The organism is Nonomuraea sp. NPDC049309 (genome assembly GCF_043196965.1).
In the GTDB taxonomy this organism is placed as follows: Bacteria; Actinomycetota; Actinomycetes; order Streptosporangiales; family Streptosporangiaceae; genus Nonomuraea; species Nonomuraea fastidiosa.
In genome coordinates, this window is the sequence record NZ_JBICSH010000008.1 from 33,227 (window position 1) to 60,023 (window position 26,797).

A 26,797-nucleotide genomic window follows, 5' to 3' on the forward strand; every position below is an offset into this window, starting at 1 on the left:
GGATCCTCCCGTGTGTCGGTATTTGCGATGCAATGTACGAACCGGAGTTGCCGAGCTTTGGTTTGTCGCTGTGTTCGCTGTGCACAGCCAGCCCGTAGTGTCGTCTCATGCGCGTTGATCTGCTCAGCCGGGAATATCCGCCGGAGGTGTACGGCGGGGCCGGGGTGCACATGGAATACCTGGCCAGAGAGCTGCGGAAGCTGGCCGACGTACGCGTGCGCTGCTTCGGCGCGCCCCGCGTCGAGCCCGGCGTCTCCGCCTATCGCGTCCCCGACGGCCTGGCGGGCGCGAACGCGGCCCTGCAGGTGCTGGGCGTGGACCTGGAGATGGCGGCCGCGTGCGAGGGCGCGTCGATCGTCCACTCCCACACGTGGTACGCCAACTTCGCCGGGCATGTCGCGAAGCTGCTGCACGGCACGCCCCACGTCGTCACCACCCACAGCCTGGAGCCGCTGCGGCCGTGGAAGGCCGAGCAGCTCGGCGGCGGCTACGCGATCTCGTCGTGGGCCGAGCGCACCGCGCTGACCGCCGCCGACGCGGTCATCGCCGTCTCCGAGGGCATGCGGCGCGACGTGCTCGCGGCCTATCCCGAGATCCCGCCGGAGCGGGTCAGCGTGATCCACAACGGCATCGACACCGCCCAGTACGCCCCCGACCACGGCACCGACGTGCTGGAGAAGCACGGCGTCGATCCGCGCAGGCCGTACGTCGTCTTCGTCGGCCGCATCACCCGCCAGAAGGGCCTGGTCCACCTGCTGCACGCGGCCCGCTCCTTCGACCCGGCGGCGCAGCTCGTGCTCTGCGCGGGCGCCCCCGACACGCCGGAGATCGCCGCCGAGGTGACCGAGCTGGTCCGCGGGCTCGGCAGGGACGGCGTGTTCTGGATCCAGGAGATGCTGCCCAAGCCGGAGGTCATCCAGCTCCTGACGCACGCCACCGTGTTCGTGTGCCCGTCGGTCTACGAGCCCATGGGCATCGTGAACCTGGAGGCCATGGCGTGCGAGACCGCCGTGGTGGCGACCGCCACCGGCGGCATCCCCGAGGTGGTCGCCGACGGCGAGACCGGCCTGCTCGTGCCGATCGACCAGGCCGCCGACGGCACGCCGCACGATCCCGAGCGGTTCGCCGCCGACCTCGCCGAACGGGTCAACGCCCTGCTCGGCGACCCGGAGCGGGCGCGCGCGATGGGCGCGGCGGGCCGGGTGCGCGCCATCGAGCACTTCTCCTGGGAACGCATCGCCCACCGCACCGTGGAGCTCTACGAGTCACTGCTGACCTGACGGCGCGCCGAGGGCACACCGGCGTCCCGGGCGGCCGCCCGCGGGCGCCCGGTGCTCTCGCGGCGCGACGAGGGGGCCTCGCCGCGGCGAGACCCCCTGACGGGCGCGGGGCGCATCGGCCGATGGCGTGGAGGCGTCAGCCGATGCGTTCGAGCACGACGACCGGGATCTCCCGGTCCGTCTTCTTCTGGTACTCCTCGTAGTCGGGCCACGCCCTGACCATCGTCCGCCACATCTCGGGCTTCTCCGAGGGCTCGGCCGTACGCGCGCGGGCGCGGAACTTATCGGCCTTGACCTGTACCTCCACCTCGGGGTTCGCGAGCAGGTTCTTGTACCACTGCGGATGGTCGGGAGCGCCGCCCTTCGACGCCACCACCAGGTAGTCGTCGCCGAAGCGCTGGTAGATGAGCGGGGTGGTGACGGGCTTGCCGGACTTGCGGCCCTTCGTGGTCAGCAGCAGGACGGTGGTGTTGTTCCAGTCGTGGCCCTCGGCACCGTCCGTCTCCTGGTACCGCTGCACGTGTTCCTTGCCGTAGAGCATGCGACGCCTCTACCCATCACGCGCGCCGCCTCACAGCGCCAACGGCGGCCCTGCCACGTCCGGCTGTACGCCGCGGCACGTCGATGAGAGTCTTTGCCCATGACCGATCCGGCCAGGGCGCTGGCAGCCCGCATCGAGCGGTTCGAACAGGCCGCGGATCCCGAGCTGATCTGGGATCCCGAGGCGCTGTCCGAGGCCGAGCAGGCGATGCTGGCCTGCGCGGGAGACCGGACCGACGCGGCCACCTGGCGGCTCATCGGCATGCTGCACCTGGCCCGCTACCGGCTCGACCCGCGCACCACCCGCGACGCCGCCGTGGCGGGCGCGTTCTTCGCCGCCGTCGCCGTCGCCGACCCCGGCAGGCTGCCGGAGAAGCTGCGCGGCACGAACCTCCCGCCAGGAGAGTCGGCGGGCACCTGGGCGGGGCTGGTCGAAGAGGTGTGCCGGCACGTCGACCCCGGCGCGTACCGGCATGTCGGGCTGCTCATCCACGCGCTGGTCCGCCGCGCCATGGCCGAGCCGGTCGCGGACGTGTCCGAGCGGCTCGGCGAGTTCCTGCTGCAGGAGTCCGTACGCTCGTCCGACCCGTCATGGGCGCCCGGCGCGCTGGGGCCGCTCGGCGCCGGGCTGCTGCGCCTGTACGAGGCCACCGGCGAGCGCGAGATCATCGACGACGCCGTCCACGTGCTGCTGCGGGCCGCGCTCGGCGAGCCCGCCTACACCCGCGACCTGGCCGCCGCGCTCGCCCTGGCCGCACCCGGCGACGACGAGCTGGCCCGCGCCTATCTCGCGGCGGCCGAGTCCGGTCCCGGCGGCCCCGACCGGTCGCGGGCGCTGCTCGAGCTGGTCGAGCTGACCCGGGCGCGGGCGGTCGCCTCCTGCGCCGACGACGACCTGCTCGCGTTCATCCGGGTCGGGCAGTGCGCGCTCGACTTCTGGCACGAGCGGTGGGCCCATCCCGGGGTGCTGGCGCCGTACGCGTCGGGCCTGATCGAGTGGTACGTCGTCACCGGCGACGAACGCTCGCTCGAAGCCGGCATGGAGATGCTGGACGCGCTGCGCGTCACCCCCGACGAGGACGTGCGCGAGCTGCCCGACCCGCTCGTCCGGCTCCGCCTGCTCGGCGACCGCCGCATGCGCCGCTACGAGGTCACCGGCGATCCCGCCGACCTGGAGTCCGCCGTCGAGGCCCGGCGCGAGGCCGCCGCCCAGGTCCCCGACGGGCATCCCGCCAGGGCCGCGCAGCTCGCCTCGCTCGCCGGCGCCCTGCTCAAGCTGGCCGCCGCGACGGGCGGCGACGCCGCCGAGCCCATCGCCGCCGCCCGCGCCGCCGTGGCCGCCCACGACGAGCAGGACCCCGCCAGGCCCGACGCCCTGCTCCTGCTCGGCCGGGCCCTGACGCTGCGCCTGCAGCACGCACGTGCTGCTGAGGGGCCGTCTGCGCCCGGCGAGTCCGGGTCTCCTGGCGGGCATCCTGGTGTGGCCGCTTCCTCCGGCGGGTCCGTGCCGTCGGCCGGCGACGCCGACGAGGCCATCGCGGCGTTACGCGAGGCGCTCGCGGCCGGGGAACGGCTCGCCGGGCGCGCCGAGGCGTACGGTCTGATGTCGGAGGTGCTGCGCCGGCGCGCCGCCCGCGCCGACGGCGACCGCAAGGCCGCCGACCTGGGCGAGGCCGTACAGGCCGCCAGGCGCGCGGTGGAGGCGGCCGCGAAGGACGCGCGCGGCCGGGCCGCCGCGCGGCGCGCGCTGGAGGACGCGCTGCTGGCGCGCTACACCGCGTACGGCGACCCCCGGGACCTCACGGAAGCGCTGTCGCTCGAGACCGAACACCTCGCATCGGACGCCTCCGGAGAGACGGCGGCGCCCGCCGGGAGGCCCGCGCCCGGGAGCGTCCGGAACGGCACGCCGGGCACGGCCCCTGACCACGCCGGCGAGAGCGCGAGCACTCTGGACGCCGTGCTGGAGCGCGTGGCCGGCGGGGCGGCCGAGGTGGACGAGCCGCTTGCGTCCGCCGCGACCGAGCTGGCGCTGCGCACCCCGGACGACGATCGGGCGCTCACGCTGCTCCAGGTGGCCGGGCGGCGGGCGCAGCGCCCGGCCGAGCGGGGCGAGTTCCTGTTCGAGGCGGCGACACGGCTGGCCGATGCGGGACGCGCGGGCATCGCGGGGCGCGTCTTCGAACGGGCGGCCCAGGCGTTCGAGGCGGCCGGCGAGCGTTCCCGGGCCGCCGACATGCTGGCCCGGCTGGCGCGGCTGTCCGCACCGGCCGCCCCGGATCGGGCGTTGGAGGCGTACGAGCGGGCGGCGGCCGTACACCGCGATCTCGGCGACCCCGGCGCGGAGGCGCGCGAGCTCACCGGTATGGGACTGCTCCACCTCGCCTCCGGCGACCCCGCCCGCGCGGCCGAGCTTCACCTGCGGGCCGCCGCCCTGTGCGAGCAGGCCGGGCTGCCCGCGGACGAGGCCGTGCACCAGCGCCACGCCGCCGAGGCGCAGCTCGCCGCCGGAGACCAGGACGCGGCCGTCGCCTGCGCGGCGCGCGCCCGCGACCTGCACCGCGACCTCGGCGAAGCCGTACCGGCCGCGCTGGCCCTCGTCATCGCCGCCCGCGCGGCGCTCGCCCAGGGGGACCTCACCGCCTCTGGCGAACGCATCACCGCCTGCGCCATCGAGCTGGAGGCCGCGGGGGCCTGGGAGGAGGCGTGCCGGGTGCTCGACGCCCACGCCGTCCTGCTCGCCGGAAGCGGGCATCCCGGGCAGGCCGCCGCCTGCGAGACCCGGCTCGTCGAGGTCGTACGGCGGCACGGGCTGCGGCGCGAGCCCGCCGACGAGTGGTACCGCATCGCCCAGCGCCGCCGCGCCCGGGGCGACGCCGCCGGCGCCCGGGTCGCCTTCGAGCTGGCCCTGCGCGAGTACGACGCGCTCGGCAACCCCGACGGCGCCGCCTCCGTGCGCTACAACCTGGGCGTCCTGGCGTACGGGGAGGGCGAGGCCGGGCAGGCGATGGAGGCGTTCGGGGCGGCGGCCGAGACGTTCGCCGAGCTGGACGACCCGGTCAAGGAGTCCATCGCGCTGACCATGCGGGCCGCCTGCCTGACCGCGCTCGGTGCGCCGGACGACGCCCTCATCGACCTCGACCGCGCTGTGGAGGCGGCGGGCTCGGATCCGTACGCGCGGCTCATCGCTACCCTCGGGCGCGCGGCAGCGGACGTCGAGCTGGGCGATCTGCAGGAGGCACGGGAACGGCTCCGCGCGGCGCTGCCGCTGGCGGGTGACGACCGGCTGGCCGAGGGCGTCGTACGGGACCGGCTGGCCGCGCTGCACGGGCTCGCTGGCGAGCCCGACGCCCAGGTGCCGGAACTCGAAGCGGCCCTGTCCGCCTTCCACGACGCCGGCCTGCCCCGGCTCGCCGCCCTCGCCGCCGTCAAGCTGGGTTTCGCGCTGGAGGCCCGCGGCGAGCTCCGCCGCGCCCGCCGCACGCTGGAAACCGCCCTCACCACCCTCCACTCCGCCCCGCCGCCCGGCGCCTCGCAGGGGGACGATCGGACGGGGGCGCCCCGGGGCCGCGCTCCGGCGGCGTCTTCCTCCGGCACGCCGTCGAGTGGTCGGGTGCCCGGCTCTTCCGGCACGCCGGTGCGCGGGTGGGCGGTGGCGTCCTGGCCCCGCCCGGCGAGCACCCCGGCGACCGCCTCCGAGGGCGGAGCCCGGAGCGTTGCCGGCGGGGTCCTGGAGGAGGCGCCTTTCGAGCTGATCGCCGTCATGAACACGGACCTCGATGTCGCGGCCCTGTCCCGCCTGGCCGCCCTCCACCTGACGCTCGGCGACCTCGCCGGCGGCCGCACCGCACTCGCGTCCCTGCGCGCGGGCGGGCGCCGGGATGAGGCGGTCGCCCGGCTGGAGCTCTGGCTCCGGCTGGCCGAAGCGGAGGCGGCCGGCGACTTCGCCCAGGCCCGCGAACTCGCCACCCAGGCCCTCACCTCCAGTACGCCCGGGGGCGGCTCCGTCGCGTCAGGGGTGGTCCGGGGCGGCCTCACCGGCACCGGTCCGGGAGAGGCTGACATCGCTGTCAGCGAGGTGGGGGAGCGGTCGTACCTGCTGGGCAGGCTCTCCGTCCACTGCCGGGCGCTGGGGGACCTGCCGGCCGCCTACGCGTACGCCGCGCAAGGGTGCGAGCTGCGGGACGAGCGGGAGAGCGAGCACCTGCGGAACCTGGGGGCGGCGGCGCTGGAGCTGGGCCGGGTGGAGGAGGCGATCACGCACCTCGGCGCGGCCGCCGAGCGGGCACGGGAGGCGTCGCCGATCCAGCTCGCCGGGGCGCTTGCGCTCCTAGGCGACGCGTGCGGTGACGCGGCCCGGTGGGAGGAGGCCGCGCAGGCGTACGAGGAGGGGCTGGCCGTGACCGCACCCGCCGTGTGGCGGCCGCTCCGCATCCCCCTGCTGACCGGACGCGCCGCCCTCCATCTCAGGCTCGGCGAGCTGGACGAGGCCGCCGCCCGCTACCGCGAGGCCATCGCGCTCGGCGAGGAGCCGGCCCGCCACGGCGACCTCGCCGCCGCCTACGCCGATCTGGCGCTCGTTCACGAGCTTCGCGGCGACCGCGCCGGAGCCCGCCCCCTCGCCGAGCGGGCCCTCGACCTCGCACGCGCCCACAACGACGCCCGCGGCACCGTGCTCGCGCTCATCGCGCTGGCCCGCCTGGGCACTCCTGAGGCCGGCAGGCGGCTGGAGGAGGCGGTGGAGCTGGCGCGGGAGGCCGGGTACCGGGCGGGAGAGGCGGTCGCGCAGCGGCACCTGGCGGCGCTCGACCTGGCTTCAGGCGCGTACGACCGGGCCCGCCACCGCCTCCGTGCCGCCATCGACGTGCTGGACGGCCTGGGCCACGACCTGGAACTCCGCGAGGCGTACCACCTGAGCTCCGCCGCCGCCGAGCAAGGCGGCGACCTCCCCGCGGCGCTGGCCGGCGCCGAACGCGCCTGCGCCCTCGGCCACGCCCCCGCACGGGACCGCGCGCTGCGCCTGGCCATCAGCCTGGGACGGGGAGCCACCGCCTGGACGTACGCCGAGCAGGCCAGGCTCGCCGTCCTGGCCGCGCAGCTCGGCGACCGCCCCTGGCCGCCGCCGCCCGGCGTGCCCGCCGACCTCCTGCAGGCCGAGCAGGACGCCCTGGAGGTCGTCGGCACCCTCACGTCGGCCGCCGCCCGCACCCGGGACCCGGACCGGGCCGCCCGCCTCGTCCGGCGTGCCCGCGCGGCGCAGGCCGACCTCGAGGCCCTGTGGCGGCGCATGGAGCCCTCGGCGCCCCACCACGTCGCCTTACGCCGCCTCGCCCGCAGCCCTCAGGAGCACGCGGCCGACGGTCCGGTCGGGATGCTCGCCTTCCACCTGGACGAGGCGACCGGCACCACGACCGTGCTGGCCCACCGTACGGGCTGGCCGGAACCGCGCGCCTTCACCACCGACGTCGGCCGGGAGCCGCTCGACGACTTCCTGCACGCCACGTACGCCCCCCGGCCCGGCCTCCTCGACATCGAGGCCCGCCGCCGGCGCGCCGGCGCCTGGCGCCGCCTCGGGGACGGCCTGCTGGCCGACGCGCTGCCCGCCCTGGAGGGCCAGGACGGCGACCTCGCCCGGCTCCACCTGCTGCCCGGCGCGGGCTGGCACGGCGTCCCGCTGCACGCGCTCGCCCCCTCGGGCGCAAGCCCGCTCATCGAGCGCTGCCCCGTCACGTACGACACCGTCACCAGCGCGGACGGCGGGGCTCCGGCGCGGCGCGGGGCGTCCCTGGTGGTCGGGTTCGGGACGGACGGCGGCGAGCGCCCGGCCGTGGAGGAGGCGGGGGCGCTGCTCGGCACGTTCCCCATCACCGGCAGGGACGCCGTCTCGGCCCGCCTGCCCGGCGTCCGGCCCGTGCTGCACCTGGCCGTCCCGGTGGTGCTGGACGAGCGGGATCCGTTCGGCTCGGGCGTGCGGCTGGCGGACGGCCTGCTCACCGCCCGCCACCTGATGACCATGAACCTGGCGGCGGACCTCGTCATGCTCACCCCGCACACCGCGACGGCCCCGGCCGGCACGGGTGCGGCCGTGTCCGCGCTGGCGCACGCGTTCCTGCACGCGGGGGCCCGCCGGGTGCTGCTCGCGCTCTGGCCGGTCGCCCCGGAGATCACCGCCGCCCTCGTACGCGACCTGCTCTCACGGATCCGCTCGGGCGACGAGCCCGCCCTGGCCTTGCGCGCGGCCGTGCTGGGGCTGCGCGAGCTCTACGGCCCCGCCGAGCCCGACCTGTGGGCGTCGTACGTGCTCATCGGCCCGCCGGACGGCCCGCCCGTCCGCCTGACCGGCGCGAGGTGACCACGGCCACGTGATCGGGCGCGTGGTGTCCGAGGCCGCGCGGCCCATGCGGGCGACGCCGGGCTGGAGGGGACGCCGGGCTAGAGGTAGGAGCGGGTGGCGCCGGCCAGTTCGACCGCCCCGTCGCGGGTGTCGACGTAGATGGCGGTCTCCGGGGTGCGCTCGCGGACGTCCTGGTCGCGGATCGCGAACACGGCGGGCGGCACGCCCACGTCGCCGTACCGCGCGGTGACGGCGGCGCCGATCGCCCGCCGCGCGTCGGACACCACCTCGCGCGACCCCTGACCGGAGCCGGAGGCGGCGAGATAGCCGAGCATCCCGGCGAAGCGCAGCTCGGTCTCGGCGGCAGGCCGCTGGCCCGGCAGCACGGGACGGTCGAGCCAGAACACGTTGCCCGCAAGAAAAGCGGGATAGCCGTCGCCGAGCGTGCGCGCGGTCTCGGCGAGCAGCTCGCCGAACTCGGCCAGATCCGCCCCGGGCGGCAGGTCCGTGGTGACGAACAGGGGCACGATCAGCGCGTCGAGCATGTGACTATCCCTCCGTGAGGTGCCTCATCGTAGGATGCCCGACCGACGATCTCAGCGTCCGCAACTCCGCGCGAGCTTGACCTGGCGGCTGCCAAGCGGAGGGAATGGGGCCGGCGCTCGGGTCAGCGCTCGACCCACTCGTCTTCGAGCGCGGAGTGCACGATGGAGTCGCGCCAGCCGTCCGGCGTGTGCAGGTGGTGGCGGATGCGGCCCTCCTCGACCATGCCGGCGGTGAGCATGGCGAGCTGGGCGGGCAGGTTGGCGGGCGAGCGTGCGCCCCAGATGCGGTGCAGGCCGAGCCGCTTGAACCCGAACGACAGCAGCAGGCGTACGAGGTCGGTGCCGATGCCGCGCCCCCACTGCTCGGGGTGGAGGCCGAAGCCGATCTCGGCGCTGTGCGGCAGCTCGGCCTCGATGCGCAGCCGCGCCACCCCGACCACGTCGCGGCGCCGGGCGTCGAGCACGGCCAGCAGGTAGAGCAGGCGCGGCTCGGCCGCGGCGGCCTTCACGGCCTCGTCGACGAGGCCGGCCACCTCCTGGAGGGAGAGCGGCCCGAAGGGCATGTGCCGGGTGGCGGCGGGGTCGCCGTAGACGCCGTGGAGAGCGGCGACGTCCGCCTCCGTGACGTCACGGAGGCAGACGCGTTCGCCTTCGCAGACCACGCGGCGCATGCGCCGACGGTAACGCGACTCCCGTGATCTTCACAAGCCCCTGTCAAGAGGCGAGTTGACTACCGTAAGCCCTGGCGACAAGCTCTGCGACGGCGCTGTGCGAGCCGAGCGGCTCGGCGTGACCGGCGTTGATCGCCGCCGCGGCCTGCTCGACCAGCGAGCGCGGCGCCTCGTGCCCGATCATGCAGGGCGCGATGGCCAGCCGCTCCGCGCCCGCGGCACGCAGCCGCTGGGCCGCGACCGCCACGCCGGGCTCGGCGTCCAGCGCCGCGGCGACCACCGGCAGCGTGAGCCTGGACGCGAGCAGCACCGCGGTCGCCTGCACGGCGTGCACGGCGCGGTCTCCGCCCACGGTGCCGAGGATCACGGCGTCGACCGGGCTGGAGACGTTGAGCAGGCGCACCCGGTCGGCCCTGGCGAGGCCGCGCTCGGCGAGCCGGATGTGCAGGGCCTCGGCGAGCAGCGGGTGCGGGCCGAGCGCGGGGGTGACGGCGGCGCCGGATCCGGCGGCGGCGACGGCCTTGCCGATCTCCGCGAGCACGACCGGATCGTCCCAGGTGAGCAGCGGTACGATGACGGCGTCGCGGCCGGAGGGCAGGGAGTCTGCCAGGTCGCTCACGCTCGTCAGGAGCACCTCGATCTGGGGGTTGTCGACGCGTACCACGGCCGCGATCTCCTCGGCCACGCCTTCCGTCGGGCCCGGGGTGGCGAGCACGAGCACGGGGGCGTCGGGCGGCAAGGACGTAGGCACGGGACGGCGGTGACGACCGCCGCCCGGCCGGCGGGAACGTTCTCGTACAGGCAGGCTCACAGGCGGGCAGTTTATGCGCATTCCGAAACGGTTGTTCGGTGAATCGATGGCGATACGGTCACAACCCCGTTGACATGGGCGCGATCGTGGCCCGGAGCGCACGCAGCGGGACGGTCTGACGACCGACTGCGGGTTGCCGGGGCGTAGACGGTGATGCCCTGCGGCAGCGCCTTCGGCTTCTCGATCTCGGCGCACGACGGGCACGTGTCGTAGCCGTCCTGGCGCGCCTTGTTCGCCTTCGCCTCCGCCTCGGCCTGAGCCACTTCGGCCTGCGCCTCGGAGACGGCCACCATGGCCGCGAGCGGCTTGTTCACCGCCTCCTGCACCTCGCCGGGCAGCGTGATCCGCGCCGGCGTGAAGCGGACGTCCATGAAGAAGTTCCCGCTCAGCGTGTCGGACGGGCCGCGGTCCACATCGCGTACGCGACCGCCGCGACGACGTTCCCGCCCAGCGTGTCGGGCGGGAACGTCGGCCAGCGAGGCGTTGACCGCGTTCTGCACCCGCGCGATGGCGGCGTTGCCGTCCTGCGGCTTGAGCGTGGTGCTCTCCGGCAGCCCGCAGGAGGGCACCGGCTCGGCGCGGCGCAGGGAGCCGATCTGGCTGCGCGGCGCGTTGTCGATCACGGGCGCACGGCCTGGCCGAAGACGGCGGAATCAGCCCCGACCCGGGGTCGATGACCTGGCGGACCCGGTCGTCATCGAGGGGCCTCCGTCGCGGACGACGGCCACCTCTCCGCCGTCGGTGTTCCTGTAGCCCATCACGGCCCCGACGAGCAGCGGTCACGCGATGATCGCCGCGATGACGGCAAGGGCGGTTCTCATGAGGCCCCTTCCGCGGGCGGCGTCGGCAGCCGCCGCCCGCTGTTTCCGCGGCATTTCCTGCGATGGTGCTCCGTGGTGCTGCTCGTCGTGCTTCGTGGTCTTCTGCGTCGTACGTACCCGCGCCGTCGTCCGTACCCGCCCCGCCGGGCCGTCAGGCGAACGGCCCCACCGCCCGGGCCTTGCCCACTCCCTCGTCCTCGGGCATGGCGGCCAGGTCGATGTCGCGAGTCTCGGGCGCGATGGCCAGGCCGACGGCGGTCACGGCCAGGGCGACGACCACGTACACGGAGACCGCGATCGTGGACTGGAACGACTCGTACAGCTTCAGGGCGATGACCGGGGCGAGCGCGCCGCCCGCGATGCCCGCCACCTGGTAGCCCATGGAGGCGCCGCTGTAGCGCAGGCGCGTGCTGAACAGCTCGGCGATGAACGCGGCCTGCGGGCCGTACATCGCGGCGTGGGTCACCAGCGCCACCACGGCGGCCAGCGCGATCACCGGGAACGAGCCGGTGTCGAGCAGCGGGAAGAAGGCGAACACCCACACCGCCGCGCTTGCCACACCGGCCAGGTAGACCGGGCGGCGGCCGTACCGGTCGGACAGGGCGCCGGCCAGCGGGATCAGCACGAGCTGCAGCGCCGAGCCGATGAGCACGGCGTTCAGTGCGTACGAGCGCGGCAGATCCAGGTTTTCGGTGATGTAGACGACGATGTACGCGGTGAACGTGTAGAACGCGACGTCCACCCCGATCCGTGCGGTGAAGGCCGACAGCAGTGCCCTCGGGTGCGTCTTGAGCACCTCGAGCAGCGGCATCTTGGCCTTCGCGCCCCGCTGCTCGACCTCGGCGAACAGCGGTGACTCGGTGATCTTCAGCCGGACCCACAGGCCGACGAAGACCAGCAGGCCCGACAGCAGGAACGGCACCCGCCACCCCCACGACAGGAACGCCGCGTCCGACATCGTGAACGACATGATCGTCAGCAGGCCGGTGGCCAGCACGTAACCGGCGGGCACGCCGACCTGCGGCCAGCTCGCGTTGAAGCCGCGGCGGCGGCCGTCGCCGTGCTCCAGCGACATGATGATCGCGCCGCCCCACTCGCCGCCGAGCCCCAGCCCCTGCACGAACCGCAGCAGCGCGAGCAGGATCGGCGCCAGCGCGCCGATGGCGGCGTGGCCGGGCAGCACGCCGATGAGGAACGTCGAGACGCCCATCATGAGGAGCGTCACCACCAGCACCGTCTTGCGGCCGACCCGGTCGCCGAAGTGGCCGAACACCACCCCGCCGAGCGGCCTGGCGACGAACGCCACCGCGTTGGTGAGCAGCGAGACCAGGAGGGCCGTGAACGAATCGAGCGACGGGAAGAACAGCTTGGGGAAGACCAGGGTCGCCGCAGTGGTGTACAGGAAGAAGTCGTACCACTCCAGCGACGTGCCGATCAGGCTGGCGAGGATCACCCGCCGGGTCTGTTGCGTGGAGCCTGACATCGGATCGCTCCTTGAATCGGGTGGGGGATAGTCTTCAACGTAAGGATCGTTCAACAATTCGACAAGAGGTTTGCTCCATGATTATCTGTTAAATGTGGATAACGTGGTCGCTGACCTCTCTCAGGACCGGCCCCGCCTGGGGCGCAGCAGCACGGCCGAGCGGGTGGCCGACATCCTGCGTGACCGCATCAGCGAGGGCTTCTTTCAGCCCGGCCAGCGGCTGTCGGAGGAGTCGATCTCCGAGGCGCTCGGCGTTTCGCGCAACACGCTGCGCGAGGCGTTCCGGCTGCTCGGTCACGAGCGGCTGCTGGAGCACCGGCTCAACAGGGGCGTGTTCGTCCGCCTGCCGTCCGCCGAAGACGTCTCCGACCTCTACCGCGTGCGCCGCGTGCTCGAAGGCGCCGCCGTGCGCCGCCCGCCGTCCGACCGCGCGCTGGCCCTGATCAAGGAGGCCCTGCAGGACGCCGAGCGCGCCGCCGCCGAGGACGACTGGCAGGGCGTCGGCACCGCCAACATCCGCTTCCACCAGGCGCTGGTCTCGCTCAACGAGAGCCCCAGGATCGACGAGGCGATGCGCCAGCTCTTCGCCGAGCTGCGCCTCGTCTTCCACGTCATGGAGAACCCGCGCGCCTTCCACGAGCCGTTCATCGAGCGCAACCACGCTCTGCTCGAGCTCATTGAGGCGGGCAAGCCCGACGAGGCCGCCGCCTATCTCGACGACTACCTCGACCATGCCGAACGCCTGCTGATCCACGCCTACGAGCCCACTCGGTAACGTTGTCGGCCATGGACCGGCTCTTCACCGTGGACGAGGCCCGCTTGCTGCTGCCCGGCGTCATGAAGGACGCCGCCGAAGTGATCGCCGCTCGCGCCGACATGGCCGAGATCGACTTCGCCCGCCGCACCGGCGTCCGGTCCGAGCTGGGCGGCCTGCCCGAGCTGAAAGGGCTCCAGGCGCGCATCGACGAGATCATCACCGAGTGGAGCAGGCAGGGCATCGAGGTCAAGGGCATCGCGCCCGTGCTCATCGACTTCCCGGCCGTGCTCGACGGCGTGTCCGTACGGCTGTGCTGGATCGAAGGGGAGCGCCGGCTCGGCTGGTACCACCGCACGGAGCTCGGCTTCGCCGGCCGCCGCCCCCTGTGACCCGCGCGGACCCTCATCCGCACTCATCGGCCCGCCTCCCGGATCGGCCCGCCGCCCCGACCTGTCCGCCGTCCCGGCCGGCGCGCGCACTCCGGCCGGCGCGCCGCTCTGATCGGTGCGCGGTCCCGGTCGCCGGGTCGCTCCGGCCGGCCCGCCGTCCCGGCCGGTGCGCCGCCTCGATCGGCCTATGGCACCGATCGGCCCGCCACTCTGTTCGATCTTCAACGCCGATCGACCTGACGTCCAGGAGCGGCCCGCGACGTCAATCGAAAAGATGTTTGAAGAATGACGTAGACTCGGCTTCATGACAGCCGCGTTCCAAGCATCTCTGCTCTCCTTCGGTGAGGAACTCGGGCTCGGGCCGCTGGCGGGCACCGTCCGCCGCACCCACCTCGGCCACGGCGCCTGGATCGACCTGCGGCCGGGCTGGCTGAGCGGCGCCGACACGCTGTTCGAGCGGCTGGCCGAGCAGGTGCCCTGGCAGGCCGAGCGGCGGCGCATGTACGACCGCGTCGTCGACGTGCCGCGCCTGCTCGCGTTCTACGGCGAGGGCGAGACCCTGCCCGACCCGGTGCTCGACGACGCCCGGCGCGCGCTCGACGCCTACTACGGCGAGGAGCTGGGCGAGCCGTTCCGCACCGCCGGGCTCTGCTTCTACCGCGACGGCCGCGACAGCGTGGCCTGGCACGGCGACACGATCGGCCGGGGCGGCACCGAGGACACGATGGTCGCGATCCTCTCGGTCGGCGACCCGCGCTCGCTCATGCTCCGCCCGCGCGGCGGCGGCCCCTCCATCCGCCACGACCTCGGTCACGGCGACCTCATCGTGATGGGTGGAAGCTGCCAGCGGACGTGGGAGCACGCCATCCCCAAGACCAGCCGGCCCGCCGGGCCGCGCATCAGCATCCAGTTCCGCCCGAGAGGCGTCCGCTGACCCTTGAGGTCCTGCGTGGCGTGCGGTCCTTTCGTGGGCGGGCGATGCGGAGGCCTCCGCGTGGCCGGTCGGCGGCCGGACGGGCCTCCGGTCCGCGAGGGCGCGGGCCCTCCGGGGGGATGGTTCGGAGTCCCGGTTCGCTGATCCGGTCACCCTGCAGGAGCCTGCGGCCCCCGCGATCCCCCCGCTGAAGGACGGCGACCGCAGGGGACCAGGGGCGTGGGCGGAGCGGGTGGCTCTGCGCCGGCTGAGCTCTCTTCGGGCTTCGAGAACGGGTCAGGCGCGTTGCTGGGCGGCGCCCCAGTCGAGCAGGTTCTCGGCGGTGCTGAAGCGGCGGCTGGAGCTCGACTCGTCGAGCAGCACGCCGACCAGCAGCCGCCCCCCGCGCTCGGTCGCGAACGCCAGGCAGTAGCCCGCCGCCCGGGTGAAGCCCGTCTTCAGGCCGATCGCGTCGGTGTTCTCGATGAGGCGGTTGGTGTTGCGCCACAGGTACGAGCGGTGCTGATCGTTGCCGTCGAGGTAGTGCCTGCGGGTCCCGGCGACCTTGCGGATGAGCGGCACCTTCAGCGCGGCGGCGGCCAGCACGGCCTGGTCCCTGGCGGTGGAGTAGCCGTCGCCCCTGGGGGTGGGCAGGCCGTCGGCGTTGACGTACTCGGTGTCCTTCATGCCCAGCTCGCGGGCGGTGGCGTTCATCTTGGCGACGAAGCCCTTGACGCCCGGCCCGTACGTGCGGGCCAGCGCGTGCGCGGCGTCGGCCCCGGAGGGCAGCATCAGGCCGTACAGCAGCTCGCCGACCGTGAGGCGGTCGCCGGGCCGCAGGTCGGCGGTGGTGCCGCCGCCGGCCTCCGCGTACTCGACGTCGGCGGCCGTGATCCGCACCACGTCGGTGGGCTTGGCGCTCTTCAGCACGACGTAGGCGGTCATGGTCTTGGTGAGGCTGGCGATCGGCATGCGCTTGCCGCCGGCCTTGTCGAGCAGCACGTCTCCGGAGCTCGCGTCCATCAGGTACGCGGCCCTGCCGTAAACGGCGGGGGCGTCCCGGTGAAGGGCGGAAGCCGTCCGGGAGGAGACCCCGGCGGCGGCCGTGTCCGAGGTCGCGGTGGTGGCCTCGGCGGGCGCCGTGAGCCCCGTGACCAGGGCAAGTGCGCCTGCCGTGGCGGTCAGAAAAGCTTTCCGGTCACGCATGCGGACAGAGTGCCGCTTTCTTGGACCTGCTTTTGCCGAAATAAACCCTTTTTTGCGCGCTCCCATCCGGAAACCCCGATATTTCCGGGGAAACGGAATGGTAAATCTTTTGGGGGAAGCCGTGGGAAGCCCTCCCGGCGGCCGGAGAGAGATCGCGGGGGTCCGGTCGGGGAGCCGGGCCGGGCCGCGGGCGAGACCGGCCGAGCCGCTACGGGCCGGTGGGCGGGTCTGGTCGGGCGGCGTGGGGAGCCGGTCGAGCGGTCAGGGGAGCCGTCCGGGCCGCCGGGGCGGCCGGTCAGCGGGACGGCCAGAACGTGTCCGAGACGCACTCGCCCGCGGCCAGCTCCGAGAACAGGTCCTCCCACAGCGGCATCACGTGCTCGGCCGCGTACGCCCGCGACGTCTCCTGCGCCTCCTTGCCCATCCGCACCCGCAGCTCGCGGTCGCCGATCAGCCGGCTCAGCGCGGCGGCGAACGCGTCGACGTCCTCCGGCGGCACCAGCAGGCCGTCCACGCCGTCGGTCAGCACATCGCCGGGCCCGGTCGGGCAGTCGAAGGCGACGACCGGCAGCGCGTGCGTCATCGCCTCGATCATCATCATGGGCAGCCCCTCATAGCGGGAGCTGAGCGCGTACAGGGAGGCCCCGGCCAGCTCCTGGTGGATGCGCGCGGCGGGGCCGGGCAGCGACACGCGCTCGCCGAGCCCGTACTGCTCGACGAGGCCCGCCAGCTCGCCCCGGCGGGGACCGGTACCGAAGACGCGCAGCCGCCACTGCGGATGCTCGGCCGCGACCCGCGCGAACGCCTTGATCAGCAGGTCGAACCCCTTCTGCGGCACCAGCCGCCCGGACGCGATCACGACCGGTTCGGTGTGCCGGGACGGCCTGCGGTCGGCCTTGGCCACGGCGTTGGGGATGCGCACGATCGGGGTGCCCGGCAGCAGCCGCTGGTACTCGTGCATGTTGGCGCGCGTCAGCACCGTGACCGCGTCGAGCGCGCCGTAGTGGCGGGCGATCTCCCTGCGGATCGTCTCGGGGTACGCCGACAGGTTCATGTGCTCCTGGGCCACCTTGATCACCGGCTTGCGCGCGCGGCGGGCGGCGATCAGGCTGAGCGCGGGCCGGCTGGTGACCAGGACGCCGTCCCGCAGCCCCGAGCAGTACTCCATCGCGGCCCACTCCACCCGCTCGGTGAAGTACCCGGCCGCGAACTCGCCGCGCGGCACCATCTTGCCGCGCACCCGCCGCCACGCCCGGCGGGCCAGCGAGTCGGGCCGCCGCCCGGCGCGCTGGTCGACCAGCGTGGTGACGGTGATGCGGGGATCGACGGCGAAGTGCAGGCGGTCGCGGCGGCGCACCAGGCTGACCAGCTCGACGTCGTGCCCGGCGGCGGCCATCGCGTTCGCCTGGTTGACCACCGTTTTGACGGTGCCGCCCACGCCGTACGCGTCGAGCATGAGGTAGCGGATCCTCACCGGCCGCACCTCCGTGCGGGGGCGGGGCGAAGGCGCCGGGGCGCGCCTCGTCTCAAGGCCGTGACCAGCGCGTTGTCCATCGTCATCGGCACGTTCATGCGGACGAAGGTTACTGTCCGTTCCTGGTAGTTGGCTGAGAACGCCCGGCCCGCGACGGCCGAGGGAGTTGACCGCGTCCTTGACATGACCGCTAAGATCGCGCACTCGCGCGCCCGGCCTGTTAGCGTTATCGCTGAGGGGGTGAGCCGCGGTGAAAAGCAAGCCCGGCCGGCCTGCGGTGCTCATGGACGTCGCCATGCTGGCCGGTGTCTCCACCATGACCGTCTCGCGGGTGCTCAACACGCCTGATCGCGTGCGCGCCGAGACCAGGGCCCGTGTCCTGGCCGCCGTGCGCGAGCTGGACTACCGCCCCAACCAGGCGGCGCGCCAGCTCGTCACCGGGCGGTCCGGCGTGCTCGGCGTGGTCAGCATCGACACCACGCTCTACGGCCCGGCCACGACGCTCTACTGCATCGAGCAGGCCGCCAGGAACGCCGGCTACACCGTCAGCATCGCCAGCCTCAGCTCGCTCAACCGCACCTCCATGGAGGAGGGCGTGCAGCGGCTGCGCACCCAGGGGGTCGACGGCGTGATCATCGTCGCGCCGCACGAGTCGGCCGCCGACGGGCTGCGTCACCTGCCTCCCGAGATGCCGGTGGTCGCGGTCGACGCGGCCGATGACATCCCCGTCCCGGTGGCGAAGGTCGACCAGGCCGCCGGAGCCGCCCGTGTCACCCGCCACCTGCTCGACCTCGGGCACCACACCGTGTGGCACGTCGCGGGCCCGGCCGACTGGCTCGACGCCAACGGCCGCATCGACGGCTGGCGCGGCGTGCTGGAGTCGGCGGGACGGCCGGTGCCCGATGTGCTGCGCGGCGACTGGAGCGCGCGCTCCGGCTACCGGCTCGGCCGCCGCCTGGCCGAAGAGCGCGACGTCACGGCGGTGTTCGTGGCCAACGACCAGATGGCGCTCGGCGTGCTGCGGGCGCTGCGCGAGGCGGGCAAACAGGTCCCCGAGGACGTCAGCGTGGCGGGCTTCGACGACATCCCCGAGGCCGCGTACTTCTGGCCGCCGCTGACCACCGTCCGCCAGGACTTCCGCGAGGTCGGCAGGCACGCCTTCCACATGCTGCTCGACCGCATGGCGGGCGCGGAGCCCGAGAGCCGCCGCCTGATCGAGCCGGAGCTCGTCGTCCGCGACAGCACCGCCCGCGCCTGAGCCCCGGCACCCGCCTGCGCGGGGCCGGGGGAGCGCCCTGCCGGGCCGGCGCCCCGCCGGGTGCGGGGCGGCGCGGCCGGAGGAGGTCGCCGGGCGGGACGGCTCAGGGGGTCGTCAGGCGGATGACGTTCCAGGAGACCGGGGGCAGCAGCACGCGCAGCGGCTCGTGCTCGACGTCCGGGTTCGGCCTGGGCGCCACCCGGTCGGGCTCGTCGGCGGTGTTGCGGGCGTAGACGTCGGGGTCGGTCATCGTGGTCGCCTCGGCCACCCGCACCGCGCCCAGCGCCCGCGCGTCGATCTCCAGCGACAGCGGCCCGTCCATCGACCGGTTCACGGCGAAGATCGTCGTGCCGTCCTCACCGTGCGTGGCCACCGCGTGCACCAGCGGCACCTCGCCGTACGCCTTCGTCTCGTACAGGGGGGAGACCGGCTCGACCCTGAGCACGTCGCCCGAGGCGTACCGGGAGGTCTGCGCGAACGGGTGGAACGTGGTCTGCCGCCAGGCCCGCCCGCCCGGCTCGGTCATGATGGGCGCGATCACGTTGACGAGCTGGGCCAGCGACGCCGCCGTCACGCGGTCGCTGTTGCGCAGCAGCGTGATGAGCAGCCCGCCGAACGTCACCGCGTCGGCCAGGTGGTAGTGGTCCTCCAGCAGCCGCGGGGCGACCGGCCAGTCCTCGGGGGCGCCGGCGTCCTTGAAGCGCGACTGGTACCAGACGTTCCACTCGTCGAAGGAGATGTCGATCCGCTTGCGCGACTTCAGCCGCGCCCCGACGTGGTCGGCGGTGGCCACGACCGACGAGATGAAGTACTGCATGTCGGTGTCGCTGGCGAGGAAGCTGCCGAGGTCGCCGTCGTGCTCCTCGTAGTAGGCGTGGCAGGAGATGAAGTCGACCAGCTCGTACGTCTCCTCCAGCACCTCCGCCTCCCACGCGCCGAAGGTGGGCATGCTGGAGCTGGACGAGCCGCACGCCACCAGTTCGAGCGCCGGGTCCACCATGCGCATCGCGCGGGCGGTCTCGGCGGCCAGCCGGCCGTACTCGCGGGCGGTCTTGTGGCCGGTCTGCCAGGGGCCGTCCATCTCGTTGCCCAGGCACCACATCCTGATGCCGTGCGGCTCCTTGGCGCCGTTGGCGACGCGCAGGTCCGACAGGGCCGTACCGGACGGGTGGTTGCAGTATTCGAGCAGGTCGAGCGCCTCGGCGATGCCGCGCGTGCCGAGGTTGAGCGCCATCATGGGCTCCACGCCGGCCTTACGGCACCAGCGGACGAACTCGTCCACGCCCACCTCGTTGGTCTCCGTGCTGTGCCAGGCCAGGTCGAGCCGGCGCGGCCGCTGCTCCTTGGGGCCGATGCCGTCCTCCCAGCGGTAGCCGGAGACGAAGTTTCCGCCGGGGTAGCGGACGGTGGACACGCCCAGCTCCCTGGTCAGATCCAGGACGTCACGCCGGAAGCCGTCGTCGTCGGCCGTTGGATGGTCCGGCTCGTAGATGCCGGTGTAGACGCACCGTCCCAGGTGCTCCACGAACGCGCCGAACGTGCGGCGGCGTACGGGGGCGACCGTGAAAGCCGGGTCGAGGGTGATGGTGGCCTGGTGCACGGAGGCGACTCCCTGATATTTCCGTGACGTTACGTGGTTCCCGATTGTTAGCGTTATCAACGTCCCAGGTCAAGAGCCGGAAAGCGGTTGCCCGCTGGGCCTTGACAGGTCTCTTGTTACCGCTAACACTCGGGTGACCCCGCTGAAACGCGAGACACGCGCGGCGGCCTCCGCGACCCGGACGGCCCGCCATGTCCGCCTCCGCACGGGAGGCGTGCCCGGCTGCCCTGAATCCTTCTTCGCCGCCCAGAACCGTCAGAGAAATCCATCCGGTGCAAGGAAGAGGCCCATCAATGCACGGTCCCCCTGACATCAACCGCCGGCACCTCCTAGGCGGCGGTCTCGCCCTGGTCGCCGCCGCAGCGTCGGGATGCGCGCTCCCCGTGGGGTTCGGCTCCTCCCAGACCCGCATCAGGTACTGGCACTTCCTCGGCGCCAGCGACGGCATCACGATGAACGGAATGGTCCGGGCGTTCGGCAAGGAGAACCCGGACATCTTCGTCGAGGAGAACGTGCTCCAGTGGGGCGAGCCCTACTACACGAAGATCGCCATGGCCGGGGCCGGCGGGCGCTCGCCCGACCTGGCCACGTTCCACCTGTCCCGGCTGGCCGGCATCGGCGCCGGGCGCATTCTCGACCCGATCAACCTGGACCTGATGGCGGAGGCCGGCCTGCAGGCCTCCGACTTCAGCCCGCCCATCTGGCAGCGCGCGCACCTCGGCGGCGTCCTCTACGCCATTCCGCTCGACGCCCACCCGATGGTGCTCTACTACAACACCGAGATCTGCGAGAAGGCCGGCCTGCTCGGTGAGGACGGCAAGCTGCGGCCCACCACGGGCGTGGACGAGCTGATCGCCGCGCTCACCAAGGCCAAGGAGGCGATGGGCGGCAAGCCGCCGCTCACCATGGACGCGCTCGGCCTGGGCACCGTCGGCCCCTGGCGGGTGTGGTGGACGCTCTACTCGCAAGCCGGCGGCGCGCTGCTGACGCCCGACAACACGGCGGTGGCCATCGACGACGCCAAGGCGCTCGACGCGCTGCGGCTGATGCAGCGGCTCGGCACGGAAGGGCTGTGCGACCCGCGCACCGACTACGGCGCCTCCGTCGCCAAGTTCACCAACGGCGAGGCGGCGTTCCTGTGGAACGGCGACTGGGAGACCACCGGCTTGAAGGAGCGCGGCACACCGTTCAGCATGACCCGCTTCCCCAACGTCTTCGGCACCGGCGCTGCGCAGGCCGACTGCCACGCGTTCGTCCTGCCGCACCAGCGCGACCGCGACCCCGAGATCGAACGGGCCACCTACCGCTTCATCGCCTACCTGGTCAAGAACAGCGCCGACTGGGCGGTCGCCGGGCACGTGCCCGCCTACCTGCCCGCGCTCCAGGAACCCGACTACCTGGCGCTGCACCCGCAGTCGGAGTACCGCTCGGTCATCACGGAGGTCGCGCTGGACCCGCAGGTGTGGTTCACCGGGTCGGCCTCGCGCCTGTGGATCGAGTTCGGCGGCGCGTTCTCGCCCGTCATCAGCGGCGAGCGCAGCCCCGAGGACGGCCTGGCCGCCGCCAAGGCGGCGCTCGACCGGCTGCTCAAGGCACCGAACCCCTTCCCCGCCGAGGAGCGCTCATGACCGCCACCGTCGCGCCTTCCGCGCCCGCCGCCGCGGCCGTGAAATCGAAGGTCCGGCGCGCCTGGACGGAGCACGGCCTGCTGTTCGTGGCCCCGTTCCTGCTGATTTACGCGATCTTCCTCATCTGGCCGACGCTGCTCGGCTTCAAGATGAGCCTGTCCAGCGTCAACGTCGCCGGCACCAACGACCACTTCATCGGCTTCGACAACTACGCCGAGGCGTTCGCCGACCCGCGCATGTGGCGCTCGCTGTGGAACACGCTGGTCTTCACCGTGCTCAGCACCATCCCGCTGGTGCTGCTCGGCCTGGCGCTCGCGCTGCTGGTGCACCACCTGCGCTTCCTGCAGTGGCTGTGGCGGCTGTCGTTCTTCGGGCCGTTCCTGCTGCCGTCCGCCGTGGTCTCCATCCTGTGGCTGCAGATGATCTACCCGCCCGAGTACGGCCTCATCAACGGCACGCTCGGCACCGACATCGTCTGGCTGGGCGACCCGTCCATGGCCATGTGGTCGGTGGTGCTGACCACCGTGTGGTGGACGGTCGGCTTCAACTTCCTGCTCTACCTCGCCGCCCTGCAGTCGATCCCGCAGCACCTGTACGAGGCCGCCTCGATCGACGGCGCCTCCGCCTGGGACAAGCTGCGCTCGATCACCCTGCCGCTGCTGCGCCGCACCACGGCCCTCATCGTGGTGCTGCAGCTCGTGGCCTCGCTGAAGGTCTTCGACCAGATCTACCTGATGACCGGCGGCGGCCCCGAGGACGCCACCCGCTCCATCATCGAGTACGCCTACGACATCGGCTTCACCGGCTACCGCACCGGCTACGCCTCGGCCGTGTCGTACATCCTGTTCGTGATCATCGTCATCATCTCCCTGGCGCAGCTCCGGCTGTTCCGCAAGCGCGAGGAGGCCGTGTCATGACCAGGCGGTTCAGCTTCAGCCAGCTCGTTCTGCTCGTCGTGGCGCTGGTGCTGGCGGTCCTGTGGCTCGCCCCGATCGCCTGGGCCGTCGCCACATCGCTCAAGCCGGAGTCGGAGACCACCAAGCTGCCGCTGGAGTGGTTCGGCAGCAGGATCACCTTCGAGTCGTACGAGCTGGTGCTCGGCACCGGCGGCATCGTCAAGTGGGCGATCAACTCCACGGTCACCGCGGTGGTGGTGACGTTCCTGACCGTGCTGTTCTCGGCGATGGCCGCCTACGGGTTCGCGCGAACCCGGTTCAAGGGGCAGCGGGCGCTGCTCGGGATCATCCTGGCCGGCATCATGGTGCCGCCGCAGGTGCTCATCGCACCGCTGTTCGCCGAGATGGTGGCCTTCGGGCTGGTGGACACCTGGTGGGCGATCATTCTGCCGCAGGTGGCCGCGCCGCTCATCGTCTACATCCTGGTGAAGTTCTTCCAGGACGTGCCGGAGGAGCTGGAACAGGCGGCCTTCGTGGACGGCGCCGGGCGGTGGCGGGTGTTCTTCACCATCGTGCTGCCGCTGTCGCGGCCGGTGCTCGCCGCCGTGTCGATCTTCACGTTCATCAGCACCTGGAACAACTTCCTCTGGCCGTTCCTCGTCTCCACCGACCCGAACACGATGACGCTGCCGGTGGGCCTGGCGAACGTCGTCCAGGGCACCTTCGGCCTGCGGTACGCGCAGATCATGGCCTCGGTGGTGCTGGCCGGGCTGCCGCTGCTGGTCGTGTTCGTGCTCTTCCAGCGCCAGATCATCCGCGGCGTCGCCCACACCGGCCTCGCCGGTCAGTGACCCGGCGGCCTCCGCGAGCAGGGACCTCCACCGGTGACGCCGCTTTCGGCCACACACCCTCGCCGACCGGCGCCCCCTCGGCCACGCACCCTCGGACGCGGTGTCCTCTCGGGGGCGGTGTCCTCTCGGGGGCGGTGTCCTCTCGGAGGCGGTGTCCTCTCGGACGCGGGGACCGTCAGGCGCGGTGCCCTCTCGGACGCGGGGACCGTCAGGCATGGGGCCCGGCCACGGGGACCGTCAGGTGCCCGGGCGGGGAGACCGCCAGGCGCGGAGGCCCTTGAGCGCGAGGCCCTCGGCCGGCCCGTGGCCTCGGGGGTGTGCTCCGGTCCGTGGTCTCCGGGGCGTGAGGGCGTCTCGTCGGTCGATGGTCTCCGAGGTGTGAGGGTCTGCCCTGTCGGTGGCCTTCGCCGGGTGGGCGTGAGGGCGTCCCGGCCGGCGACCCCGGACGTACAGGCACAGGCCTCTCCTCGCTGCGATGAGGCGTGCGGGTCGCACGGGTCTTGCGGCGGCCGGACGCACGGCCTCGTGCGGCGGCGGGCGCGCGCCCGCGAAGACCGCATGGGCGTGCGTGGGCACGGCCCCGCCAGGTGGCGGCGCGCCCGCGCAAGCCAGGCGCACGCTCTCGGCGGCGGTGAGGCGCGCCCCGTGAAGGCCGTGCGGCAGGGTCCTCGGCAGGTGGTGGGGGGTGCTGGGTGAAGGCCGTGTCGCATGGTCCTCGGCATCGGGTGGGGCGCGCACCGTTGAGGGCTCGGGTGGGTGGCCGGGCGCGTGGTCTCGCCATGCGCGCTGAGGTGCGCGCCGGCGACGCTCTCTTCGGACGGCGGGCGAAGCCGTCCCGGGAGTCCGGCGCAGCTGTTTCCGGACTCGGGGGAGGCGTCTCCGGACTCGGGTGAAGCCGTTTCTGGACGGCGAAAGGTCGTCCGGCGGCAGGGGTGATTTCGGACGGTGAGGCGCGTACGCGAAAGCCCCCGGCCGGATGGCCGGGGGCTTTCGTTGAGTGGTGGACGATACTGGGATTGAACCAGTGACCTCTTCCGTGTCAGGGAAGCGCTCTCCCGCTGAGCTAATCGTCCATCGAGGTGGCGACGGGATTTGAACCCGTGTGGACGGCTTTGCAGGCCGCTGCCTCGCCTCTCGGCCACGCCACCGAGGTCAAACCCCTCTCCGAGCGGAAGACGGGATTCGAACCCGCGACCCTCACCTTGGCAAGGTGATGCTCTACCCCTGAGCCACTTCCGCGCTGTTGCGTGGTTAACAATAGCGCGTTTTCGGACCGGATGCTTACTTGCGAAGCTGGCGGGCCACGCTTCGCTCGGTCGCCGGGAGGCTCAGGAAGATCTCGAGGATGCGCGTGAGCCGGTGGACCTCGATGCGGTGGAAGGCCGGGCCCTCGCTGCGGGCGAGCAACAGGGAGAGCGCCAGCGGCGGCAGCGGCGCGTGGATCAGGTGGAGGCCGCCCTCGACGGTCAGCGCCGTCGGCCGGGCCGGCACGTCGGCGGGCAGCGTGAAGTCTTCGGGGGCGCGCCAGCTCGCGTACACGATGCGGCCCTCGGCGGCGGTGGCCGCCCAGTCGGCGCTGAACAGCACCGGCAGCGAGTCGATCAACGTGGTCAGGGCGCGGTCGCCCGCCGTGGTGATGTACTTGAGTATCTCGAGCTCGGGGTAGGTGCCCGGCGCTTCGCGCGTGGGCCAGATCCCGTCGACGGTCACGCCGTCGATGCTCTCCAGGGATGTGGCCAGTTCCTGCCTGGACATGCTCTCAGGGCTGAAGATCGTGATGTCGTCGACCGCCCGGCCGTCGCCCCTGTCGAGCACGGTCACCTGCGTGATGTCGGCCCCGGCGGCGCCCAGGGCCTTGGTCACCTGCGCCAGCGAGCCCGGCCGGTCGGGCAGCGTGAGGCGTACGCGAAGAAGCATCCATCCCCCTCAACCGAAGATGCCGATCACAGACTATCGGGCGGAATACCGGTTACGGCCTGACCTGCGCTACAACTGACGGGGTGAAGATTGGGCCGATCGGGGTGTGGCCCCCGGTGGTGCTGGCGCCGATGGCGGGCATCACGAACGCGCCGTTCCGGGTGCTCTGCCGGGAGCAGGGCGCGGGGCTCTTCGTGTGCGAGATGATCACCACGCGGGCCCTGGTCGAGCGCCATCCGAAGACGATGCGGATGATCAGGTTCGCCGAGTCGGAGCGGCCGAGGAGCATCCAGCTCTACGGCGTCGATCCCGTCGTCGTCGGCAGGGCGGTCCGGATGGTCGTCGAGGAGGACCTCGCCGACCACATCGATCTCAACTTCGGCTGCCCGGTGCCCAAGGTGACCAGGCGCGGGGGCGGGGCGGCGCTGCCGTACAAGCGGAATCTGCTGCGGCGCATCCTGCGCGAGGCGGTCTCCAACGCCGGGCCGCTGCCGGTGACGATGAAGATGCGCAAGGGCATCGACGACGACCACCTGACCTACCTCGACGCCGGGCGGATCGCCGTCGACGAGGGCGTGGCGGCGATCGCGCTGCACGCCCGCACGGCCAAGCAGCACTACGGCGGCGTCGCCGACTGGGATGCCATCGCCCGGCTGAAGGAGGCCGTGCCGGAGATCCCCGTGCTGGGCAACGGCGACATCTGGTGTGCCGACGACGCGCTCGCCATGGTGGCGCGCACCGGCTGTGACGGGGTCGTGGTCGGGCGCGGCTGCCTCGGGCGGCCGTGGCTGTTCAAGGACCTGGAGAACGCGTTCAACGGCGGCTCCGAGCGGGCCCGCCCGACGCTGGGCGAGGTCGCCGACGTGATGGCCCGCCACGCCCAGGGGCTGGTGGAGAGCTTCGAGACCGAACGCTACGCCATCGCCGACTTCCGCAAGCACATCGGCTGGTACCTCAAGGGCTTCACGGTCGGCAGCGAGCTGCGGCGCGAGCTGGCCACCGCGAACTCGCTCGATGAGCTGCGCGAGAGCCTGGCGAAGCTGGACCGCGACCAGCCCTGGCCGCCCAACACCGACACGCCGCGCGGCAAGTCGGGGGAGCGGCCGAAGGTGCACCTGCCCGACGGGTGGCTCGACGACCCGTGGGACTGCCCGGTCCCCGAGGGCGACGCCGAGTCCGACATCTCCGGCGGCTGACCCGGTCCGCCGCCGAGACCGTCCGGCCTCGTCTCGCGCCGCTTCGGTCCGGTGGATCCGGCTCGACCGGCTCGCACCGCTTCGGCCTGGCGGATCCGGCTCGACCGGCCGGCGCTGCCCCGGGCACGCGTGAGCGGGTCCCGCGCGGCCGTTCGACGCGCCCAGCAGCGGGTGACCGGGCGGCGGGTGATCGGGCTCAGCGGGTGACCGGGAGCGGGCCCGCGTCGGGG

20 protein-coding genes and 3 tRNA genes are annotated in these 26,797 nt (G+C 73.1%); 10 read left to right on the forward strand and 13 right to left on the reverse strand.

Features of this window, described 5'->3' with window-relative positions; translation table 11 throughout:
- Nucleotides 1-107 precede the first annotated feature (107 nt).
- Nucleotides 108-1,280: a glycogen synthase gene (glgA, locus tag ACGFIM_RS36015; protein WP_393210199.1), complete on the forward strand. Its 1,173-nt coding sequence runs from the start codon at nt 108-110 to the stop codon at nt 1,278-1,280.
- A 136-nt stretch (nt 1,281-1,416) separates the two neighbouring features.
- Here the strand turns inward: glgA and ACGFIM_RS36020 are convergent, their stop codons facing one another.
- A complete protein-coding gene (locus ACGFIM_RS36020) occupies nt 1,417-1,821 on the reverse strand; it encodes a nitroreductase family deazaflavin-dependent oxidoreductase (protein WP_393210202.1) in 405 nt (134 codons plus the stop codon).
- A gap of 99 nt (nt 1,822-1,920) precedes the next feature.
- On the opposite strand from ACGFIM_RS36020, the gene ACGFIM_RS36025 reads away from it, so the two are divergent.
- Nucleotides 1,921-8,169: a CHAT domain-containing protein gene (locus ACGFIM_RS36025; RefSeq protein WP_393210205.1), complete on the forward strand. Its 6,249-nt coding sequence runs from the start codon at nt 1,921-1,923 to the stop codon at nt 8,167-8,169.
- Between the two features lie 80 nt (nt 8,170-8,249).
- Here ACGFIM_RS36025 and ACGFIM_RS36030 read toward each other — a convergent pair whose 3' ends face one another.
- The 5 genes from ACGFIM_RS36030 to ACGFIM_RS36050 form a co-directional block, all read right to left on the reverse strand.
- Nucleotides 8,250-8,696 (reverse strand): hypothetical protein, encoded by a 447-nt coding sequence (locus ACGFIM_RS36030; protein WP_393210208.1) that lies wholly within the window; start codon nt 8,694-8,696, stop codon nt 8,250-8,252.
- Between the two features lie 122 nt (nt 8,697-8,818).
- On the reverse strand, nt 8,819-9,367 hold the full coding sequence (locus tag ACGFIM_RS36035; protein ID WP_393210211.1) for a GNAT family N-acetyltransferase: 549 nt from the start codon (nt 9,365-9,367) through the stop codon (nt 8,819-8,821).
- A gap of 43 nt (nt 9,368-9,410) precedes the next feature.
- Nucleotides 9,411-10,118 (reverse strand): sirohydrochlorin chelatase, encoded by a 708-nt coding sequence (locus ACGFIM_RS36040; protein ID WP_393210214.1) that lies wholly within the window; start codon nt 10,116-10,118, stop codon nt 9,411-9,413.
- 71 nt (nt 10,119-10,189) lie between these two features.
- Nucleotides 10,190-10,801, reverse strand: coding sequence for a hypothetical protein (locus ACGFIM_RS36045; RefSeq protein WP_393210217.1), 612 nt, complete (start codon nt 10,799-10,801; stop codon nt 10,190-10,192).
- A 349-nt stretch (nt 10,802-11,150) separates the two neighbouring features.
- Nucleotides 11,151-12,482: an MFS transporter gene (locus ACGFIM_RS36050; RefSeq protein ID WP_393210220.1), complete on the reverse strand. Its 1,332-nt coding sequence runs from the start codon at nt 12,480-12,482 to the stop codon at nt 11,151-11,153.
- A gap of 103 nt (nt 12,483-12,585) precedes the next feature.
- On the opposite strand from ACGFIM_RS36050, the gene ACGFIM_RS36055 reads away from it, so the two are divergent.
- The 3 genes from ACGFIM_RS36055 to ACGFIM_RS36065 all read left to right on the forward strand — a co-directional run bounded on the left by ACGFIM_RS36055 (nt 12,586) and on the right by ACGFIM_RS36065 (nt 14,562).
- Nucleotides 12,586-13,257 carry a GntR family transcriptional regulator gene (locus tag ACGFIM_RS36055; RefSeq protein ID WP_393210223.1) on the forward strand — a complete coding sequence of 224 codons (672 nt, stop codon included), beginning with the start codon at nt 12,586-12,588 and terminating at the stop codon, nt 13,255-13,257.
- Nucleotides 13,258-13,268: 11 nt separating this feature from the next.
- Nucleotides 13,269-13,628, forward strand: a complete 360-nt coding sequence (locus ACGFIM_RS36060) for a DUF2203 domain-containing protein (protein ID WP_393210226.1) — start codon at nt 13,269-13,271, stop codon at nt 13,626-13,628.
- A gap of 304 nt (nt 13,629-13,932) precedes the next feature.
- Complete coding sequence (locus ACGFIM_RS36065) at nt 13,933-14,562, forward strand: alpha-ketoglutarate-dependent dioxygenase AlkB (protein ID WP_393210228.1); 630 nt, start codon at nt 13,933-13,935, stop codon at nt 14,560-14,562.
- Between the two features lie 276 nt (nt 14,563-14,838).
- Here the strand turns inward: ACGFIM_RS36065 and ACGFIM_RS36070 are convergent, their stop codons facing one another.
- A complete protein-coding gene (locus tag ACGFIM_RS36070; protein WP_393210231.1) occupies nt 14,839-15,747 on the reverse strand; it encodes a D-alanyl-D-alanine carboxypeptidase family protein in 909 nt (302 codons plus the stop codon).
- 295 nt (nt 15,748-16,042) lie between these two features.
- The gene (locus tag ACGFIM_RS36075; protein WP_393210234.1) at nt 16,043-17,221 is read right to left on the reverse strand and encodes a glycosyltransferase family 4 protein; all 1,179 of its coding nucleotides are present in this window, start codon (nt 17,219-17,221) and stop codon (nt 16,043-16,045) included.
- 283 nt (nt 17,222-17,504) lie between these two features.
- On the opposite strand from ACGFIM_RS36075, the gene ACGFIM_RS36080 reads away from it, so the two are divergent.
- Nucleotides 17,505-18,479, forward strand: a complete 975-nt coding sequence (locus ACGFIM_RS36080; protein ID WP_393210745.1) for a LacI family DNA-binding transcriptional regulator — start codon at nt 17,505-17,507, stop codon at nt 18,477-18,479.
- 103 nt (nt 18,480-18,582) lie between these two features.
- Here ACGFIM_RS36080 and ACGFIM_RS36085 read toward each other — a convergent pair whose 3' ends face one another.
- On the reverse strand, nt 18,583-20,079 hold the full coding sequence (locus tag ACGFIM_RS36085; RefSeq protein WP_393210237.1) for an alpha-N-arabinofuranosidase: 1,497 nt from the start codon (nt 20,077-20,079) through the stop codon (nt 18,583-18,585).
- A gap of 293 nt (nt 20,080-20,372) precedes the next feature.
- On the opposite strand from ACGFIM_RS36085, the gene ACGFIM_RS36090 reads away from it, so the two are divergent.
- Genes ACGFIM_RS36090 through ACGFIM_RS36100 form a run of 3 tightly spaced genes read left to right on the forward strand, consistent with a single transcriptional unit; the run spans nt 20,373 to nt 23,454 of the window.
- Nucleotides 20,373-21,707, forward strand: coding sequence for an extracellular solute-binding protein (locus tag ACGFIM_RS36090; protein ID WP_393210240.1), 1,335 nt, complete (start codon nt 20,373-20,375; stop codon nt 21,705-21,707).
- Nucleotides 21,704-22,624 carry a carbohydrate ABC transporter permease gene (locus ACGFIM_RS36095; RefSeq protein ID WP_393210242.1) on the forward strand — a complete coding sequence of 307 codons (921 nt, stop codon included), beginning with the start codon at nt 21,704-21,706 and terminating at the stop codon, nt 22,622-22,624. The genes ACGFIM_RS36090 and ACGFIM_RS36095 overlap by 4 nt, the downstream gene beginning before the upstream one ends.
- On the forward strand, nt 22,621-23,454 hold the full coding sequence (locus tag ACGFIM_RS36100; RefSeq protein ID WP_393210245.1) for a carbohydrate ABC transporter permease: 834 nt from the start codon (nt 22,621-22,623) through the stop codon (nt 23,452-23,454). The genes ACGFIM_RS36095 and ACGFIM_RS36100 overlap by 4 nt, the downstream gene beginning before the upstream one ends.
- A gap of 998 nt (nt 23,455-24,452) precedes the next feature.
- Here the strand turns inward: ACGFIM_RS36100 and ACGFIM_RS36105 are convergent.
- The 4 genes from ACGFIM_RS36105 to ACGFIM_RS36120 all read right to left on the reverse strand — a co-directional run bounded on the left by ACGFIM_RS36105 (nt 24,453) and on the right by ACGFIM_RS36120 (nt 25,371).
- Nucleotides 24,453-24,527, reverse strand: a tRNA-Val gene (locus ACGFIM_RS36105).
- 4 nt (nt 24,528-24,531) lie between these two features.
- Nucleotides 24,532-24,602, reverse strand: a tRNA-Cys gene (locus ACGFIM_RS36110).
- Nucleotides 24,603-24,621: 19 nt separating this feature from the next.
- Nucleotides 24,622-24,693, reverse strand: a tRNA-Gly gene (locus ACGFIM_RS36115).
- A 42-nt stretch (nt 24,694-24,735) separates the two neighbouring features.
- A complete protein-coding gene (locus ACGFIM_RS36120) occupies nt 24,736-25,371 on the reverse strand; it encodes an ACT domain-containing protein (RefSeq protein ID WP_393210248.1) in 636 nt (211 codons plus the stop codon).
- A gap of 83 nt (nt 25,372-25,454) precedes the next feature.
- Between ACGFIM_RS36120 and dusB the strand changes: the two genes are divergently transcribed.
- Nucleotides 25,455-26,567 (forward strand): tRNA dihydrouridine synthase DusB, encoded by a 1,113-nt coding sequence (gene dusB, locus ACGFIM_RS36125; RefSeq protein WP_393210251.1) that lies wholly within the window; start codon nt 25,455-25,457, stop codon nt 26,565-26,567.
- The last annotated feature ends 230 nt before the right edge of the window (nt 26,568-26,797 follow it).

Coding starts and splice junctions, on each gene's coding strand:
- glgA (WP_393210199.1), top strand. CDS start 108: ATGCGCGTTGATCTGCTCAGCCGGGAATATCCGCCGGAGGTGTACGGC.
- ACGFIM_RS36020 (WP_393210202.1), bottom strand. CDS start 1,821: ATGCTCTACGGCAAGGAACACGTGCAGCGGTACCAGGAGACGGACGGT.
- ACGFIM_RS36025 (WP_393210205.1), top strand. CDS start 1,921: ATGACCGATCCGGCCAGGGCGCTGGCAGCCCGCATCGAGCGGTTCGAA.
- ACGFIM_RS36030 (WP_393210208.1), bottom strand. CDS start 8,696: ATGCTCGACGCGCTGATCGTGCCCCTGTTCGTCACCACGGACCTGCCG.
- ACGFIM_RS36035 (WP_393210211.1), bottom strand. CDS start 9,367: ATGCGCCGCGTGGTCTGCGAAGGCGAACGCGTCTGCCTCCGTGACGTC.
- ACGFIM_RS36050 (WP_393210220.1), bottom strand. CDS start 12,482: ATGTCAGGCTCCACGCAACAGACCCGGCGGGTGATCCTCGCCAGCCTG.
- ACGFIM_RS36060 (WP_393210226.1), top strand. CDS start 13,269: ATGGACCGGCTCTTCACCGTGGACGAGGCCCGCTTGCTGCTGCCCGGC.
- ACGFIM_RS36065 (WP_393210228.1), top strand. CDS start 13,933: ATGACAGCCGCGTTCCAAGCATCTCTGCTCTCCTTCGGTGAGGAACTC.
- ACGFIM_RS36070 (WP_393210231.1), bottom strand. CDS start 15,747: ATGCGTGACCGGAAAGCTTTTCTGACCGCCACGGCAGGCGCACTTGCC.
- ACGFIM_RS36080 (WP_393210745.1), top strand. CDS start 17,505: ATGGACGTCGCCATGCTGGCCGGTGTCTCCACCATGACCGTCTCGCGG.
- ACGFIM_RS36090 (WP_393210240.1), top strand. CDS start 20,373: ATGCACGGTCCCCCTGACATCAACCGCCGGCACCTCCTAGGCGGCGGT.
- ACGFIM_RS36095 (WP_393210242.1), top strand. CDS start 21,704: ATGACCGCCACCGTCGCGCCTTCCGCGCCCGCCGCCGCGGCCGTGAAA.
- ACGFIM_RS36100 (WP_393210245.1), top strand. CDS start 22,621: ATGACCAGGCGGTTCAGCTTCAGCCAGCTCGTTCTGCTCGTCGTGGCG.
- ACGFIM_RS36120 (WP_393210248.1), bottom strand. CDS start 25,371: ATGCTTCTTCGCGTACGCCTCACGCTGCCCGACCGGCCGGGCTCGCTG.